Raw genomic sequence first — 16,455 nt, 5'->3', positions numbered from 1 at the left:
GATGACTGAAACAGAAGTGGGGTTCCTCGGCATTATGACAGGCCGCCGCAACGGGAATCCACCGATCGCCGAGCCAGAGTTTTGCAGTCATTTATGCCGGGCAGCTCCTCTATACAGCCTAAAAGTCCTCGTATTTCATCCAGACGGAGTAGCGGCAGACGGGTCCTCCATTACCGGTTATACCTGGAAAGATGGAAGCTGGCAGAATACCACTTCTTCACCGCCAGATATTATCTATAATCGCTGCTTTTACGAAGGTCCGAAAGAAAGAAAAGAAGCTTCCGCTGCTCTCTCTACTCTTCATCGTTCCCTGCCTTGGTCTCGAGGTTTGCCAGATAAATGGGGTGTACATGAGATATTGAAGCGCGACCGGAGAGCAGCGGCAATACTGCCGGAAACTGTACTCTATACCGGTAACCGCAGGTTAAGTACAATGCTTGCTGAAAGAGAATATGGAGTCTTTCTAAAGCCCAAGGCCGGCACCCATGGCAAACGTACATTACATGCCATACTGCAAAACAGAGGCATGAGAGTACGAGGGCGTGACGGTACAAATACACCTTTTCAATATGTTTTCGACTCACAAGCTGAAGGACTGAACTGGATTCATGAATTTATCGGCTCACGCCGCTATATTATACAGCCTTTCCTGCACCTAACGAATAGTAAGGGGCAACCGTTCGATGTGCGTGTATTGATGCAAAAGAATGGCCTTGGCCGCTGGACTCTTACCGGCATGGCCGTACGGCTGGGTAACCAAGGTTCGCTGACTTCGAACCTGCATGGCGGCGGAACAGCTGTTTCTCCCCTGCCTTTTTTGCTTGCTGAATATGGTCAGGGTGGAAAAGACATCATGCGTGAGCTTGCTGCAGAAGCTGCATACCTGCCTCCCCTACTAGAGGCTGCATGCGGCAGACTTGGAGAACTCGGCCTTGATTTCGGTATTGATTCGAGCGGTCGGATTCATTTACTAGAAGCAAATTCCAAGCCAGGGCGCACGGTATTCCGGCTGACGGGCGACCGCCGGGCTGCTAAGCTCGCCGCCGAGAATCCACTGTCTTATGCGCGCCATCTACTGCTCACACAACGACGGATACCATCCCTATCTACGGACAGCTCCGTTACAAACGGGAGAATGATAACAATGGTTCCTAAGGAGGATTCATAAATGAGTCTCACTTTTTGCAATGTGCATTTCACTAAGCAGCCCCAAAGAGTTGTATATGTATCAGGTGCACTGATGAAAAGCTTGAAGTTAACCGGAAAAAAAAATATACGCTTAAGGCTCGGAAAAGATGCCACCCCGACCATGATTAAGCCCATCAAGCGCGCCGGAAATCACCTATATCTCGCCTCAGGCGTAAAAAGCGCTATCAAGGTTCCGAAATCAGGTGGTATCTATTTACGCAATCTACAAAATGACGAGGTGCAGCTGGGACCTTTAGTTGGCATATTGTCCGATGGTCCTGCTTCCTCGTCTCAGCCCTTCGGTTCTCGCACAGGGTTCATCAAGCAATTGCTGCGGGAAGGCAGTAACAAATGTTATATATTTGCCTTTATGCCGCGTGACATCAACTGGCAACAGGAACAGGTCTATGGATATTTTTTGACTTCAAGCGGTAAGTTTGAACGAAAAATGGTCCCTCTACCTGATGTTGTCTATAATCGATTGCCCAGTCGGAGAGCTGAGACCTCACCCTATATCAACCAACTTCGCGAACGATTTATGCGGAAAAAAATTCCATATTTTAACTGGAGTTTTTTCAATAAATCCGATATCTACAAGCTTTTGGAAAATGATGGGGCAGCAAATCGTTATGTACCTGAAACACACAGCAATCCGTCCACGGAAAAAATGAGAGAAATGCTGGATCACCATCATTTTGTATACTATAAACCTTCTGCGGGAAGTCTCGGTCACGGCATTTATCGGCTTACCTATCTCCCGAAAAAGGGGTATTTTGCCCGCTACCGCCGCGGAGGAAAAAACGTACTTCTACGCTTTACTACCTTTGAGAGCCTTATGCGTATGCTTCGTTCGCGTCACGGTCAAAATCTGCAAAATTATATAGTTCAGCAGGGAATACGCCTCATTGAAATAGATGGCTGCCCGATTGATTTCCGGTTCCATATGCATAAAAACGGCAGTAATCAGTGGATTGTAGTCGGCATAGGCGCTAAAAAAGCCGGCCGTGGCAGTGTCACCACTCACCTTAAAAATGGAGGAGCATTGCTCACACCTCAGCAAGCACTCGGACGTGTATTCGGCGCAAGAGCTGATGAAGTACTGCAGCGTGCAAAGACTACAGCCATCAAGCTGGCAGAATCACTAGAAGTCCAGCATCGTCATTTGCTCGGTGAAATTGGCTTTGATCTCGGAATTGATCAGGATGAAGACATCTGGATGTTCGAGGCCAACGCCAAACCAGGTCGTTCCATCTTCCGTCATCCTTCCCTGCGCGCTGAGGGCAAAGCTTCCATCGAGCACATTCTGGAGCATTGTCTATACCTCAGCAAATTCCGCAGGAGGGATGAGATGTGAGCACCCATAATCCGGAAGATACAAAACCTGTTATTGCCATACTGACAACCAGCGATAAAGTAAGGCAATTTAATGGCAACCGCAGCAACTTCCGGGACATTATTCGCACAGGCAAAGAAATGGGATTTCTTGTCTACGTCGTCACTGTCCGTGACCTCAAGCTTGAGGAACGGATGGTGAACGGATATGTCCCATCGTCAAGCGGTAAAATCTGGTACAGCATTCCTGTACCTCTTCCACAAATCATTTATAACCGGATTCCTACCCGTGAGGATGAGGAAAAGCCTGCTGTGGTACGTAAAATAGCTCAATGCCTGGAACACCCAGGCATTAAGCTATATAATCCATATTTTTTCAATAAATGGAGTCTCTTCGAATGGTTAAGGGGTTCGCACTCCACCTCAAAGCATGTTCCAAAAACGAGACGATTACGCAGTGCAAACACCCTTACTGCCATGCTGAACCAGCATACCAGCCTCTACCTTAAACCAGAGAATGGCAAAGCAGGAAAAGGAATTATGCGCCTAAAATATCGTGCAGATACCGCTTTGCCTTACCGGCTCCAAATTCAAAGCGGCAAAAAAAATGTGACGTACAAAGCAGCTTCCATGGACCGGCTCTGGGCAAGAATCGGAAAAGAAAAAGGAATCTCTCGTTATATTGTGCAGCAGGCTATTGAACTGGCGACTCATCGGGGGAGACCGTTTGATCTGCGGGTGCTTCTGCAAAAAAACAGCAGAGGCGGCTGGGGAGTGACCGGCATAGGCGCACGCCTCGCCGGTGCCCGAAGTATAACGACACATGTACCACGCGGCGGTACTATTGAAGAGCCTGCCAGCATGCTGGAAAGTACATTTGGAACCGAAAAAGCAGCCATGATCCTGAAGAGCGTGCCTACAACCGCCCTTCTTATCGCTAGACAAATTGAAAGAGCTTCTGATTCTATGCTCGGAGAGATGTCGATGGATCTGGGTGTAGATGAGAACGGGGGACTCTGGTTCTTTGAGGCCAACTCCCGGCCGATGAAATTTGATGAACCCGCGATCCGCAAGCTGTCCCTAGAGCGAATCTTTCACTACGGCCAGCACTTAGCGCGCCAGTTTAAATAGAAATCATTAAAAGGATGTGACACAGCATGCAGATATCCTCCATCTATGACACAAATGCCAAACAGTGGAAATCACGGCTGGCTGGGCTGCTTGAGTTTATAAGAGCACATGGGGAGAAGCGAATCACAAACCAAGCTTGCAAAGTACTGGCCCGACTAACTCCGGATCAGTTGTCAGAGCCGGGTATCTCGCTGCTTGTCGCTACCGTACGCGGTCAGAATGGGCGCCAGCTCGCAGGAGTCAGCTTCGTATCCGGTTTCGGTGCAGAAGCCTGTCTTGTCGCTGTGCATCCCTTCTACCGGAATAGACATACCGGCACTGCCTTAATGGCTGCCCAGCTGAAACGCCTCGGGCATCTGCAATGCAGTGTTGCCTGCGACAATACAGCTAGCCTAAAGATGTGCTTCAATATCGGCCTTGCTGCCGACACACTTACCACTGGTCCTACCGGCAAGCCAACATTACTGCTCCGGTCACCCCATCATACCGGCAGCACTACTATTTCTCCACAAGAAGGTGAACTCCTGTGCCAGAGCCCGTCTTAGGCATTCTTACTTTATATATTAACGAAGCCAAGCAGCTTGAAGAAAAGGCCGTGTACCGGAGAATGATCGTCGAGGGCAAACGAATTGGCTTGGATGTCTTTGTATTCACCCCCATGGATGTTCATCCCAGCAAAGAGCAGATCCATGCCCTTGTCTTTGATCCCAAGAGCGGAAAATGGTCACGCAAATGGCGTTCTTTTCCGAACATGATTTATGACCGTTGCCGTATTCAGCGCAGCTCACGCTTTCAGCAACTGCTTCGTTTCCGAGAACGCTACAATCATCTGTTATTTCTGAATCGTCCACTGCGCAACAAATGGACCATTCACCAAACCTTCTCACAAAAAAGCCGTTTCCGGCAGCATATGCCAGAAACTTTACTCTATCAGTCCTCTGCCGACCTGCGCCGGATGCTGAAAAGCAATTCAGTAGTCTATATCAAGCCGGCAAACGGCACAGGCGGACGTGGCATCCTCAGAATTGAGAGAATGAAGGATGGGCGAGGGGTATATGATATTCAGGGCCGTCGCCAGGATCGCCGAATCATTCCCACACGTAAAGTCTCTTCTACTCGGCTGGATTCCATCGTACGGCAATGGTGCATCGGCGGACGTTTCCTTATCCAACAGGGGATTCCATTACGTCTGCCGGGCGGACGTTTCCATGATTACCGGATGCTCGTTCAAAAGAATGGGCAAGGTGTCTGGGAACTGACAGGTATGGCAGCACGGGTCGGTGCAGCGCGAAGTGTAACCTCCAATCTTCATGGCGGTGGTCATGCCGTTCGAGCGGAAACGCTGCTGAAGGAATGGCTGGGTAGTCAGGATAAAACCGATAAGGTCATGAAGACTGCCGAGAAGTTAGGTCTTGATGCCGCAGCCTTCTTGGAAGAAAGTTACGGAGCCTTATGTGAGCTTGCATTGGACCTCGCCATTGATCGCGAAGGGAAAATTTACGTGCTGGAGGTTAATCCAAAGCCCGCCCGTGAAGTGTTCGCAAGATCTGGTGACGGAACCACTTACCGCAAAGCCCTGATTCGCCCTCTGGAATACGCGCTGTGGCTCTACAATAACAAAGGAACCCCGAGCACAGCTAAAACGACTGAGGAATAAAAATTATCTTAGTAGTCATCAAAAAAAGACGTCCCTAGCTCGTATTAATACGAAGCCGAAGGGGCGTCTTTTTCGATTTATTTGGCCAATGATCCCTGCAGGGAACCTGCATCGAAGTCCGGCTGTGCTTCGATATCGGTGTCACCTGCGGCTTTGGCTTTTTCAAGTGCCGCATTATAGCGAGTGTTCAAGTCCTGAAGCTCTTTATCTAAATCTCCACCACCAAAAATGTATCTATTGAAGACATCAACCTTCTTTAGTCCTTCCAGACGTCCCTCACTGATGACCATCGGAGTCGCTGGATAAATCCCGTCTAACTTTGTAGGCAGAAAATCTTCAATTCCTGCAATGTCTGGTGCCTTGGCAACAGTAGCAACCGATGGAATAACCGAAACCCCATACCCTGCTTCCTGGTAAGCAATCTGCACATCATCACTGTACATCCATTCAATAAACTTCCAAGCTTCTTCCTTATGCTTCGAATCCTTGCTCATAGCCAAATAACTTCCTGCAATAACTTGGCTGACACCCTTCTGCTCCCCGTCAATGGTTGGAGGAATCGCAGCTGCCCAGCGAATTTCAGTTGGGAATTGGGTTTTATAGACCGTCGGCTCAACGGAATGGTTGAAATACATGCCGATCTTGCCTTGAGCAAATTGCGCACGCAGCGGGTCGATATCAAGCGATTCCGATCCTGGCATCATACTTCCATCCACCTTAATCTGCCGCAGCGCCTCAGCAACCTCTTTATAGACGCTAAAATCAAATTGCCCGGTCTGGAAGTCGAAGCCCTCTGTGCCCTTAGTCTTGCTAAGTGTTGTTATTGGATAAGCGATACGCTCAAATCCGCTGGTACTCTTGAAATTACCCGCGAAGCCGTAAGCGCCTATATCTTTTCCCGCTGCCGTAATTTTCTTGGCATCCTCGACCATCTCTGCTAGTGTGGTAGGCGGCTCTGTAATGCCAGCCTTCTCGAACAAATCTACGTTATAGATGAGGCGCCAGAACTGACCGATATTGGGAAGGCTATATATTTTGCCGTCAACGGTATTTTTCTCGTTAATAAGTACGTTCTCGAACCGGCTCTTCATCTCAGGTGAAATGTAGCTATCAAAAGATTCCAGATACCCTCTTTTGACCCAGGTTGGCACGTTATAAGTGTCCACCCGTAGAATATCAGGCGCCTGCATGCTGGAGAAGGCAATATCCACCGACTGCGTATAGTTCTCTGCCATAACCTTCATTTCAATCTCGATATTGGGATTAAGACCTTCATACTCGCTGATCTTTTGCTCAATAAAATCAGAATCATGACGATCAATGGTCCAGTAGACCAATTTTGTTTTTTCGGAGTTTGTATTGCTGCTGCTTACCTCCGTATTAGATTCGGATGATGAACAGGCGCCCAACGAGCCAGCCAGCATCAGCGAAACTCCAGCTAATATCCATTTGTTTCTTTTCATCTAAAATGCCTCCCTTTTCTTTTGAAATCGCATTCATTTCTTAAGAAAATTATAATTCCACTGCCCTTTTATCAGTGAAGGAGAAAACAACTGTCAATGGGAGACGAAATCACTGTTTCCCTCTACTTTGGGCAAGGTATATTTTGCACGAAAGTCCGTCGGCGTCATTCCGGTGTATTTTTTGAACTGCTCTGTAAAATAGGGACGATCCTCATAGCCCAAAGAGATGGCAATATCCTGAACCTGTATGCCTTCCAGCACTAGCTCCTTGGCTTTGTCCATTCGTCTCCCGATAATATATTGGGCCAGTGTCATCCCCGTCTCCTTTTTAAAAAGATTGGAGAAGTAGCTAGGACTGAGATGCACCTCCCGTGCACAGTCGGCGACGGATAGATTTCGCTGCAGATTTCCATTGATATGAGTGATGGCCCGATCCACAAGCATACGCGCGTCACTGCATTGGCGTTGTTGCAAATACGTACAGCCCAAACGGCAAAATTCCCGAATCTGTCGGCTAAGATCTTCAAAAGAGACTGCACTGCTCATGTCCGCAAGCTTATTTTCCAGAGTTTTAACTTCCGAATCCGTTGCTTTTTCCGAGAAAATCCGATGGATAGAATGAGCCAGTTCAAGACATAGCGTCTTAACGATGGACGGATTAGGTGTTGCCGGTGCAGTAATCCAATCATGCCAAATATGATCCAGCTGCTCCTCTGCTTTGGGCAAATTCGCCGAACGCAGACAATAAAGCAATTCCTTCTCCTTGTCATATGAGTATCTCGGTAGCGCGGCATTCACGACTGCATCTTCAACATAGGTGTACACACTGTTCCCACCGTTCAGAAAGGTGTTCGCAAGTGCAGACAGCGCCTGCGCATAGGAAGCAGAAAGCTGCCCTACCTCCTCCACCTCTCTCCCCAGTCCAATGGACACCGTCTGGTACGTATACCGATGGACATTTTCCCGGCATTTCTCTGCAAGTTGCTCCATATTCGGCTCCGCCAGAGGGTTCATCACAATAACGAACTGATTCACATTTTCCCGGAACACAATGCCCCGAGTGTATTCAGAGATTGTATTTTCCAAAATATTCTGTACGGCAAAGCGGATTAATTCCACCTCGGAAACTGTAAGTTCTGATGTACGTTCCACAAAAAAATCCACTTCCGCTACCATCACGCAAAAGTTATGGTTATTCATCTCGATATTGTAAAAATCCCACTGCTGGCTCAAGTGCTGCTGCCTAGTTCCGTAACGGATGAGCAGACGCATATATTCCTGACGCAAATAGGGTAAGCTCTCACGCAGCTTTTGTTCCATGCCCATCATCTGCTCAGCTTGACTGCGTTCCCGTTCCAACACTTCTTTGGCCTTCAACACGGATTCAAGCACTTGAACCTTGGTATACGGTTTTACAATCAGATCAAAGGCACCCAGCTTAACAGCTTCCTGGGCATAAGTGAAATCAGAATAACCCGTCAAAAAAATCAGTTTGATGCCTGGCTGCTCCGCTTGAAGGCTCCGCATCATCTCTAAACCATCCTTAAAAGGCATTCGGATATCCGTCAATACGATGTCAGGACGATGCTTGCGGATCTGCTCCAGACCTTCTTCCCCATCTGCCGCGGTGGCCGCGATCACAATCCCATGTTCCTCCCAAGGAATCCGCTGCGACAATCCGCGGACCACTGCAGGAATATCATCAACAATACATATTTTAATTGAATGGGCGCTCAGGATTTATTCCCCCTTCCACAGGAATGGATAGAACAGCTTCGGTTTCAACACGCGGACTGCTTCTAAAGACCAATCCGGCTTCTTTTCCGTAGTACAGCTGCAGTCGGCTACATATATTAGACAGAGCGTACCCTCCACTGCCGTTCGGCTCCTTCAGCCAGGCATTGAGTTTCTCCGCATTCATGCCGGTTCCGTTATCGGTAACCCGGATGAGCAGTGTGTTATTGGCTACTTCTACGGAGATCCGGATCACTCCCCCGCCCCTTAATTCCTTAAGACCGTGCAGGATAGAGTTCTCCACTAAGGGCTGAATAATAATTTTCAACACAGGAAGCTCCAGCAGTTCCACTCCGGCATCAATAGTGTAGTCAAACAACCCTTCGTAACATTGCTGCTGAAGGTTTAGATACTGACGGACATGTTCCAGTTCCTTGCCTAAGGTCGTAATTTCCTGCCCATTATTCAGTCCCAGCTGAAACAGTGCAGACAGCGAAATGACCATTTGTTTCACGTCTTCATACTCATCCATCTCACATTTCCAGAAAATCGTGTTTAATGTGTTATATAAAAAATGAGGTTCGATCTGCGCCTGAAGCGCCTTGATCTCCGCTTTTCTCTTTTCTTTTTCTGTATCCTTGACTTCAACAATCAACTCGCCAATCCGGTCTAACATCTGGTTAAATTTGCGTCCCGCCTCCCCAATCTCATCCTGGAAAGGACTCTGGAAGCGTGCACTGAGATCCTCTTGCTCAACACGAGACATCGTCCGTTGCAGTTTCAGCAGCGGTCCCAGTAGCAAAGCAGACAGATACCTTGCAAGAAAAAGCGCGATGACAATACATGCCGCCATGATCATCAACACCAGCCATTGAATACTCCGAACAGGTTGCAGCAGTTCCTTTTTGGACAGGTAGCTGACCAGCACCCAGTCTTTTGCATACCCTGAGCTGGCATAGCTGAGCAGCATTGGCCCATCCCCAGCAGAATATTCAAAATTACCCCGGTCCGCCTCCTTCAGTTTGTCCAAAAACACAGAGTCCCGAGACCATCCTGGACGTTCCCCGTCTCCGAAGACGCTTGTTCCCTCTTTATTGATCAGTAAAAAACGCGCGGAGCCAAGGCTCCCGCCTCCACTTACAGTATCTTCTAGAATGTCCTCTTTTACATTCACGATCAAAAATAGATCAGGGACATAATTGTCTGTAAGCGGCTGCAAGACTAGGGAAATAACATGATGCTTCCCGGCAAATAGCTCGTCCCGATGACTCTCCACCCAATTGGATTCAGGTTTCTCCTTAATCCGTTGGTACAGCGAAGATTCTAGAAATGGGGTCAAGGTTCTGCGCTGATTGCTGGTAGAGTAGAAATCCCCGTCCGGCGTACTGATCAAGATAGATTCAATGGAGTTTTCCGTCAACTCTACCTGCGTGAAGGGCGCTTGCAGCATAGAAAAATTGGCGAAAAAACGTTCCATATTATGAGCTTTAATATCCCGGATGGTCTGCTGATAAGCTTCGCTCAACATCATCGTGGAGGAAGCCACAATGATTTGCTTTAACTTCTGGTCCAGGACATTGATTGACTGATTCAGCACATTTTGATTTAACTCGACAGAGTTACGCTCCATCGCCCGAGAAGCGATGGAGTAAGCCAATAAACCAGTGACAGAAATACAGAATACCGTCAGTGCGGTAAAAGATAGCCATATTCTTTTCTTCAAAGAGGTACGATAAACCCAGGCCTTCAGCATGTATTCACATCCTTCTTGAATAGCTGTCCGAAGCCCACCCTGAATTTAGCCCTTTACAGAGCCAGCTGTCATCTGCATGAACGATTTATTAGCGAAAATATAGACAACAATCATTGGCAGCATGGACAGACATGCACCCGCGAGCATCAATTGAGGTTGCGCCGCATCGCCGATACCATATTTTAGCCCCGCTAATCCTACGGTGAGTGTCTGTAATTTGGGCTGTGTCATAGTAAAAACCAGCGGCAGAATATATTCGTTCCATGCTCCGCGGAAGGTCCAGAGCGCCGTGACTCCAAGGGCGGGCGTCAGAAGCGGTAAGATAACTCGAAAGTATACGCTATAGAAATTACAGCCGTCAATAAAAGCAGCCTCATCCAGATCCTTCGGAATCGCTCGTACAAAACCAATCAACATAAAAAATGCCGTGGCATGCGCACTAATCAGAATAATAATGACACCCCATAACGATTTCTGTAAATTAAGCGCTACCATAAGGTCAAATTGCGGCCGAAGCACCACAGCACCGATCGAGATGAACAGCGTGCAGGACTGAATTACAACATAAATGCGTTTCCCGTAAAAATCGACTCTCGCTACCGCATATGCGGCCATCGTTCCAATTAATAGAGTGCCTAGGGTGGTAAAGATACTGATAAACACACTGTTCCATGTAAAGCGGGCAAAGTTAGCCGAATTCCAAGCCTGCGCGTAGTTTCCAATCTGCCAAGATTTAGGCAGCAAGGTAGTTCCTGTCGTCAACTCCAGATTGGTCTTAAGGGATCCGAAAAAAGCCAGAATAATCGGAAACAACGCAAAAGCCGCCACTATAAGTAGAAAAATCCACAGCAAGGTCCGGGACAGCACCGCTCGGGTCTTGAAGGATCGGACAGGCTGGACCGAAGTGTTCTTCGTCTCCGCATGTAATGTACTCACTGTTCATTCTCCTCTCTTTTAATAGATATCATTTAGCTTTTTAGATACATAAAAGTAGACTAAGGTAATCAGACCTACAATAACTGCCGTGGCAAAACCAACCGCACTACCGTAGCCAAATTGCTGAATGCTTGTACCTCCACTGGATACAGGGAAGAACAGCTTATACAGGTACAGGTACATAACTTCCGTCTTACCATAAGGACCGCCTTCGGTAAGCACCATAATACTCTCGTAGCCTTTTAGGGAGGCGGTAATAGCGAGCATAATGATCATTTGCAATACAGGTCCGAGCATGGGAACGGTGATGTTCCACATTTTTCTGAAGGGTCCAGCTCCATCTATAGATGCCGCCTCATAGAGATCCTCAGGAATGTTCTGTAAACCAGCGATAAAGAGCAGCATATAGTTACCGATAGCCCCCCATATCGCAATCATAATAGCTGTTAGTAAGGCATATTTCGGCCCAAGCCAATCTATCGGAGCGGAAATAATCCCAGAGCCGACCAATAGCTGGTTAACCATCCCGTTGTACGAATTAAAGATAACGTAAAATACGATGGCCATAACCGAAGCACTGATTACGGTCGGCATAAAGTAAATCGCTCTTAGCAGCTGCCGCCCTTTTAGTGCACGGTTAAGGACAACCGCCAGTAAAAATGATAATGGCAAGGTGATGAGCAGCTTGCCTCCAGCGTAGATAAAGGTGTTGACCACTGACTTCCAGAATTCCTGATCCCTTAATAAGCGCTCGAAATTCTCCAGTCCGATAAACAGGGGTTCGCCGAAGCCCTGGTAATCATAGAACATGTACTTCAGAGCCCAAAAGATCGGATATACTCCAAAAACCAGCGTCAGAATCAAACTGGGAGCAACGAAGGTCCAGGCGTTAATTTGACGTTTTGATAAATTCATTTATTGTTCCTCCTGTCCATTGGACTAAGCTTATGTCCTTAATGATAATTCTATCCGTTCGTAACGGTTAGGGAGAAAGCGACTGCGCTTGGGGGAGAATTTCACTTTTTCAGTTGCTTTGTCCCCTTTCCTTCATTTGTTTATCTATCCCGTCCTTCGTAAAGCCACGTTTATACTAAATTAAGAGAAAGCTCACAAACGAACCATGACTACTTTACAAGGAGGTTAGAACTACCGATGATTTCAGCATATGGTGGCGGTACACGCCCCTTCGGATGTTATACCGAAGGAGAGCTGGAGGGCATACGCCTGAGAATCGAACAGCTTCCCAAGGTCCGGCAAGAGTATGAAAGACAACGACAGCTATCTGAACAATTTGCCAGCCGAGAAGCTGCTGCGCCACTCCATAAACTCGGCGTGTTCCGGGTAGAACCCTTTGTTTTTAAACCCCCTCCCAGTACGGCCTTCCTGAAGCTTTCTGTACAGATTCGGGGAAAGGGCACGGCACGCATCGGGGGCTTGCGTCTGACTCATTCCCAGCTTGGCTTGCCGGTTGAACTAGCAAATGGCGCTCTAGAATCTGGGATGCTGGGGTGGAGTCAAGACCGAGAAAACGGAAGCAAAGTATATCTAGGGAAATTGGCCAGCTGGCAGCAGGGTCTTCAGCCATCTGGTGTGACTCCATCTGGCGCTAGTCTGGCAGACGATTTGCAATGTATCTGCATCAGTAATGAGGAAGTGAAGGGATTGACAATCCTTCATTATGGAGAGACCATACCTGTATTCGAAGGTGATCATTACAGCGTGCAGACAGCACTCAGTCTGGAAGCTCCTCTAGGCGAAGGAATCTGCATCGGGGTCCATTTTCTAAACGCTGCGGGGCAGCCGCTAAGAACTGAGCTGCTCTCCCCGCTTTTTAATCGGCCGACGCTTACCAATTGGGCCTACCTGCTGGAGGCTACGGGAGCGGACGCCAATATGTATATGATCACGGGTGAAAGTGTATTTGCGGTTCGAGCCAAGCAAAAGCTCCAGTACATGCTTGCTGATATGCGGGTAGGCATGGATATTTTCCGTAGAGACGGCTGGCATGACGATGATACTTACGGCGCGGTGCATATCGGGAGGGGGCTCGCTGCTGCTTCTGTAATCTACGATCAGATTGCTGGCAGCAGTGTATTCCTCACTGGAGAAGAAACCAAACTTCTCGCTCATTTCCGGTATATCGCAGACATGATGATGGATACCCACTACTACCGGTTTGATCTGGAGACCTTCCCAGATGAAAAGGGAGGAAAACGCAGTAATTGGAATGCCGACCGGGCAACCGGACTGGGTGTATATGCCCTCCTCTTTCCCAATGAAAAACAAAGTGAGGCATATCTTGATCATGCCCTCTCTGTCATCAACTGGCAGCTGGCAGAAGTGGTGGATTCAGACGGCGCATGGCCAGAAAATATTCGCTACCATGGCGCAGTATTGCATCGCTATTTTCTATTTTTCGTCCTATTAAAGCGTTTGAAGGGCATTGATTATTTCAAGCGAGAAAAGGTAAAGGGCATGTACCGTTTCCTTATCGGCACAGTGACTGCACCCGATATTATTCAAGGAGGCTCTTCTGGCTCCCCCATCCTGCTTACACCAGCGGTCGGCGATGCCAATGTGCAGGAACAATGGTTTCGCCTGCTTGGATACGCTGCCCCATTCTATATGGACGAAGACCCCCAGCTTGCCGGGGAAATGCTCTGGACGTGGAAGCACGGCGGAGAACCGATTGAGGATAGTGGCGCTTTTCCTCTGCCTCTGGTCGCGCTGTTATATCCACAGCCCGATTTAGCAGAACAAAGGCCTGCACTCGACTCCGTACATTATCCCGATATCGGTTATGTCATCTTCCGCAACGGAGAACAGAACCTTCAGCATTATGCAATCTACGAGGCTTCTCCGCTGACTTATCACGCTCATCATGATGAAGGGCACTTCTCCATCTGGGCAGATGGTGTCCCAGTAACCCTTGATTCTGGAACGGGAGGTTATTATAACGGGGATCGGCATTGGTATGTGTCCAGCGCAGCTCATAATGTTGTTCAATTTACCGATCCATTCGGAAATTTTGCCAATGGGCCACTGCAGAGCACATGCAAGGAAGTGCGCTTTTCAGAAGAGTTAGATCATGCCAGCAGTCTTATTCCAGATGCTAACGCCAGGGAATATGAGCGGAATTTCTTGTTCATTAAAGCAGGCTTTAACGTCTACTTGATATGGGATCGAATCGAGGGAGCATCGAACAGCGTTTGGAATCTGCATACACTCAGTACTGATGCAAGTATCATGGAGCAATCCATTGATGCAGCTTGCCTAAACGGCAAGCACCTAAGCGCTTATATCGCCGAACCAGAGCTTCCAGTGATTACAATGGGAGAAGGCGCTGTAGCCGGAAATTATCCGCTGGCAGAGCAGCAACATTTCCGTGTTCATGGTGGTACAAGCGATTACGTCATTCTGCTTCATCCCCGGACAGAAGATGCTCCTTCATTACAGCTTGAACAGCTTGATTTTGAAGAGGCTATCGAAGGAGTACGCTTGTACAGGATATCCCGTACGGATGGGAAATGGTTTATCGCCGCCATCAACGGCACCAAGGAGGAACACCTTGTTACTGTTCCGGGTCTCGGACCGCTTAGGCTGCTCGGAGAACCTGAGTCAACGTCCGGGCAACCTGAACCAACCCAATTAAGAATTGAGGCAGGCAAAATTCACATCGCCATGCCCCGATAACTATATAGAAGGAGGAAGATTAGAACATGAGCAATCTTGGAGTATGGGAACCAGCAGAACCGGGAGTTAAACGCTGTATCTTGAATGCTGCAGCCAGTCTGATGATGATGGAGGTTCATTTCGAAAAGGGAGCCGAGGGCTATGAGCATAGCCATCCTCACGAGCAGATGAGCTACTGTCTGCGTGGAAGCTTTGAATTTCGTATTGACGGCGAGAAGCATAAGGTAACCGCGGGGCAAAGTATTGCCATACCGCCAGAGGCAAGGCACGGTGTTACCGCATTGGAAGCAGATTCTGCGCTGCTCGATGTCTTCACACCAATCCGCGAGGATCTGCTGAAACGCTAATAAATATATATCTGGCAGCAAAAAAAGGCCCAATCATTCCATTTCTTAGGGAATGATTGGGCTTCTGTTATTTTTCAGCTTGGTACCGTTCCACTTCAAGGGATGCTAATAACAATGGAGCGACGCCCATAGGCACATCCGACAGTACGTCCTCAGAGATATAGTAATCGTATGAGCCATTACGGTCTTTGCTCAGACCCGCTCCATGACAAATCCGGTGCAAGTGAACACCTTGTTCATCCTCTTCAGTCAAATGCGTCAGAATGCCTTCATACCCTTGCAACATCGCCTCTATAAAAGAGGGTTCCAGATAACCTAATCTTAGTCCCTTAGCCATCGCATAAACAAACATGCACGAGCCGGAAGCTTCAAGATAATTGCCTTTTCTCCCCGCTTGATCTAACACCTGGTACCAGAGGCCAGTCTCCTTGTCTTGAACCTCCAGAAGCGCGCCGCACATCCGCTGGAAAATGCCAATGATCGTCCCCCGCTGCGGATGAGTGAGCGGAAAATGCTCCAGACAATCAACCACAGCCATCGCATACCAACCCATCGCCCGGCTCCAGAAATGAGAGGACAATCCGGTAGACGAGTCAGCCCATTCCTGCTCTTTGGACTCATCCCAGCCATGATAGAGCAGGCCGGTCCGTGGATCACGGGTCCGTCGCTCAACCAGCAGCAGCTGATGCGCCGCTTCGTCAATCAGTTCAGGTCGTTGAAAGACCTTGCCGTATTCCGCTAGGAATGGCGATGCCATGTACAGCCCGTCTAGCCACATCTGGAAAGGATATACCTTCTTATGCCAGAATCCCCCTTCGGAGGTGCGGGGATGTCCAATAAGCTGTGCGGCCAGCAAATGGGCTGCTTCTGCATACCGTTTTTCTCCGGTTTTCTGGTATAGCAGGAACAGGTTTTTCCCCTCGTTAATCTGATCCAGATTATATTCTTCCAGCCTGTAGGTACGGATGGAACCATCATCTCCAATAAATGTGTCCATATGCCGCTCCATAAAGGAGACATACTCAGGCTGGTCGAGCTGAACACCCGCCCGGGCCATTGCCATCAGCAACATGCCCGGAACATACGCCCATCTTTCCAGCACATATTCATGCTCTCCCTGCTTGTTGCACCCTCCAAGAATCGTATTCGCAATTTTACTGGACAAGCGAACGGTTGTTGCTTCAGTTATAGACATCCTTATTCCTCCTTCGTTTGTCATCC

Annotated in this window: 13 protein-coding genes; 7 read left to right on the top strand and 6 right to left on the bottom strand. The window is 48.3% G+C overall.

Annotation, left to right across the window (positions count from 1 at the left end; all coding sequences use genetic code 11):
* The first annotated feature begins 1 nt into the window (after nt 1).
* From MKZ09_RS10235 to MKZ09_RS10215, 5 genes are read left to right on the top strand one after another with little or no spacing between them, the layout of a single operon-like run.
* Nucleotides 2-1,168, top strand: coding sequence for a YheC/YheD family endospore coat-associated protein (locus MKZ09_RS10235; RefSeq protein WP_076202987.1), 1,167 nt, complete (start codon nt 2-4; stop codon nt 1,166-1,168).
* Complete coding sequence (locus MKZ09_RS10230) at nt 1,169-2,542, top strand: YheC/YheD family endospore coat-associated protein (protein ID WP_076133949.1); 1,374 nt, start codon at nt 1,169-1,171, stop codon at nt 2,540-2,542.
* Nucleotides 2,539-3,651 carry a YheC/YheD family endospore coat-associated protein gene (locus tag MKZ09_RS10225; RefSeq protein WP_076133948.1) on the top strand — a complete coding sequence of 371 codons (1,113 nt, stop codon included), beginning with the start codon at nt 2,539-2,541 and terminating at the stop codon, nt 3,649-3,651. Before MKZ09_RS10230 ends, MKZ09_RS10225 begins: the two co-directional genes overlap by 4 nt.
* Nucleotides 3,652-3,677: 26 nt before the next feature.
* Complete coding sequence (locus MKZ09_RS10220) at nt 3,678-4,196, top strand: GNAT family N-acetyltransferase (RefSeq protein ID WP_076124882.1); 519 nt, start codon at nt 3,678-3,680, stop codon at nt 4,194-4,196.
* A complete protein-coding gene (locus MKZ09_RS10215) occupies nt 4,178-5,308 on the top strand; it encodes a YheC/YheD family endospore coat-associated protein (protein WP_076133947.1) in 1,131 nt (376 codons plus the stop codon). Before MKZ09_RS10220 ends, MKZ09_RS10215 begins: the two co-directional genes overlap by 19 nt.
* Nucleotides 5,309-5,385: 77 nt before the next feature.
* Here MKZ09_RS10215 and MKZ09_RS10210 read toward each other — a convergent pair whose 3' ends face one another.
* The 5 genes from MKZ09_RS10210 to MKZ09_RS10190 form a co-directional block, all read right to left on the bottom strand.
* Complete coding sequence (locus tag MKZ09_RS10210) at nt 5,386-6,771, bottom strand: ABC transporter substrate-binding protein (RefSeq protein ID WP_076133946.1); 1,386 nt, start codon at nt 6,769-6,771, stop codon at nt 5,386-5,388.
* A 93-nt stretch (nt 6,772-6,864) separates the two neighbouring features.
* A complete protein-coding gene (locus MKZ09_RS10205; RefSeq protein WP_256715070.1) occupies nt 6,865-8,481 on the bottom strand; it encodes a response regulator in 1,617 nt (538 codons plus the stop codon).
* A gap of 7 nt (nt 8,482-8,488) precedes the next feature.
* Nucleotides 8,489-10,258: a cache domain-containing sensor histidine kinase gene (locus tag MKZ09_RS10200; RefSeq protein WP_076202984.1), complete on the bottom strand. Its 1,770-nt coding sequence runs from the start codon at nt 10,256-10,258 to the stop codon at nt 8,489-8,491.
* 45 nt (nt 10,259-10,303) lie between these two features.
* On the bottom strand, nt 10,304-11,122 hold the full coding sequence (locus tag MKZ09_RS10195; protein ID WP_036684144.1) for a carbohydrate ABC transporter permease: 819 nt from the start codon (nt 11,120-11,122) through the stop codon (nt 10,304-10,306).
* A 90-nt stretch (nt 11,123-11,212) separates the two neighbouring features.
* Entirely contained in the window at nt 11,213-12,109 is an 897-nt protein-coding gene (locus MKZ09_RS10190; RefSeq protein ID WP_038569654.1) for a carbohydrate ABC transporter permease, read from the bottom strand.
* 237 nt (nt 12,110-12,346) lie between these two features.
* Between MKZ09_RS10190 and MKZ09_RS10185 the strand changes: the two genes are divergently transcribed.
* Both MKZ09_RS10185 and MKZ09_RS10180 read left to right on the top strand, forming a co-directional pair.
* The gene (locus MKZ09_RS10185; RefSeq protein WP_076202982.1) at nt 12,347-14,887 is read left to right on the top strand and encodes a heparinase II/III domain-containing protein; all 2,541 of its coding nucleotides are present in this window, start codon (nt 12,347-12,349) and stop codon (nt 14,885-14,887) included.
* Nucleotides 14,888-14,913: 26 nt separating this feature from the next.
* Nucleotides 14,914-15,234 carry a cupin domain-containing protein gene (locus tag MKZ09_RS10180; protein WP_076133942.1) on the top strand — a complete coding sequence of 107 codons (321 nt, stop codon included), beginning with the start codon at nt 14,914-14,916 and terminating at the stop codon, nt 15,232-15,234.
* 67 nt (nt 15,235-15,301) lie between these two features.
* On the opposite strand, the gene MKZ09_RS10175 is transcribed toward MKZ09_RS10180, so the two are convergent.
* A complete protein-coding gene (locus MKZ09_RS10175) occupies nt 15,302-16,429 on the bottom strand; it encodes a glycoside hydrolase family 88/105 protein (RefSeq protein WP_076133941.1) in 1,128 nt (375 codons plus the stop codon).
* Between the last annotated feature and the right edge of the window lie 26 nt (nt 16,430-16,455).

Origin of the sequence: Paenibacillus sp. FSL R5-0908 (genome assembly GCF_038006245.1) — a bacterium.
Classification (GTDB): Bacteria; Bacillota; Bacilli; order Paenibacillales; family Paenibacillaceae; genus Paenibacillus_AQ; species Paenibacillus_AQ odorifer.
This window is presented reverse-complemented; position numbering and strand designations above follow the sequence as displayed.

Bases quoted from the DNA above. Each gene is read 5' to 3' on its own strand.
- MKZ09_RS10230 (WP_076133949.1), top strand. From the start codon at position 1,169: ATGAGTCTCACTTTTTGCAATGTGCATTTCACTAAGCAGCCCCAAAGA.
- MKZ09_RS10185 (WP_076202982.1), top strand. From the start codon at position 12,347: ATGATTTCAGCATATGGTGGCGGTACACGCCCCTTCGGATGTTATACC.
- MKZ09_RS10235 (WP_076202987.1), top strand. From the start codon at position 2: ATGACTGAAACAGAAGTGGGGTTCCTCGGCATTATGACAGGCCGCCGC.
- MKZ09_RS10175 (WP_076133941.1), bottom strand. From the start codon at position 16,429: ATGTCTATAACTGAAGCAACAACCGTTCGCTTGTCCAGTAAAATTGCG.
- MKZ09_RS10220 (WP_076124882.1), top strand. From the start codon at position 3,678: ATGCAGATATCCTCCATCTATGACACAAATGCCAAACAGTGGAAATCA.
- MKZ09_RS10210 (WP_076133946.1), bottom strand. From the start codon at position 6,771: ATGAAAAGAAACAAATGGATATTAGCTGGAGTTTCGCTGATGCTGGCT.
- MKZ09_RS10200 (WP_076202984.1), bottom strand. From the start codon at position 10,258: ATGCTGAAGGCCTGGGTTTATCGTACCTCTTTGAAGAAAAGAATATGG.
- MKZ09_RS10190 (WP_038569654.1), bottom strand. From the start codon at position 12,109: ATGAATTTATCAAAACGTCAAATTAACGCCTGGACCTTCGTTGCTCCC.
- MKZ09_RS10180 (WP_076133942.1), top strand. From the start codon at position 14,914: ATGAGCAATCTTGGAGTATGGGAACCAGCAGAACCGGGAGTTAAACGC.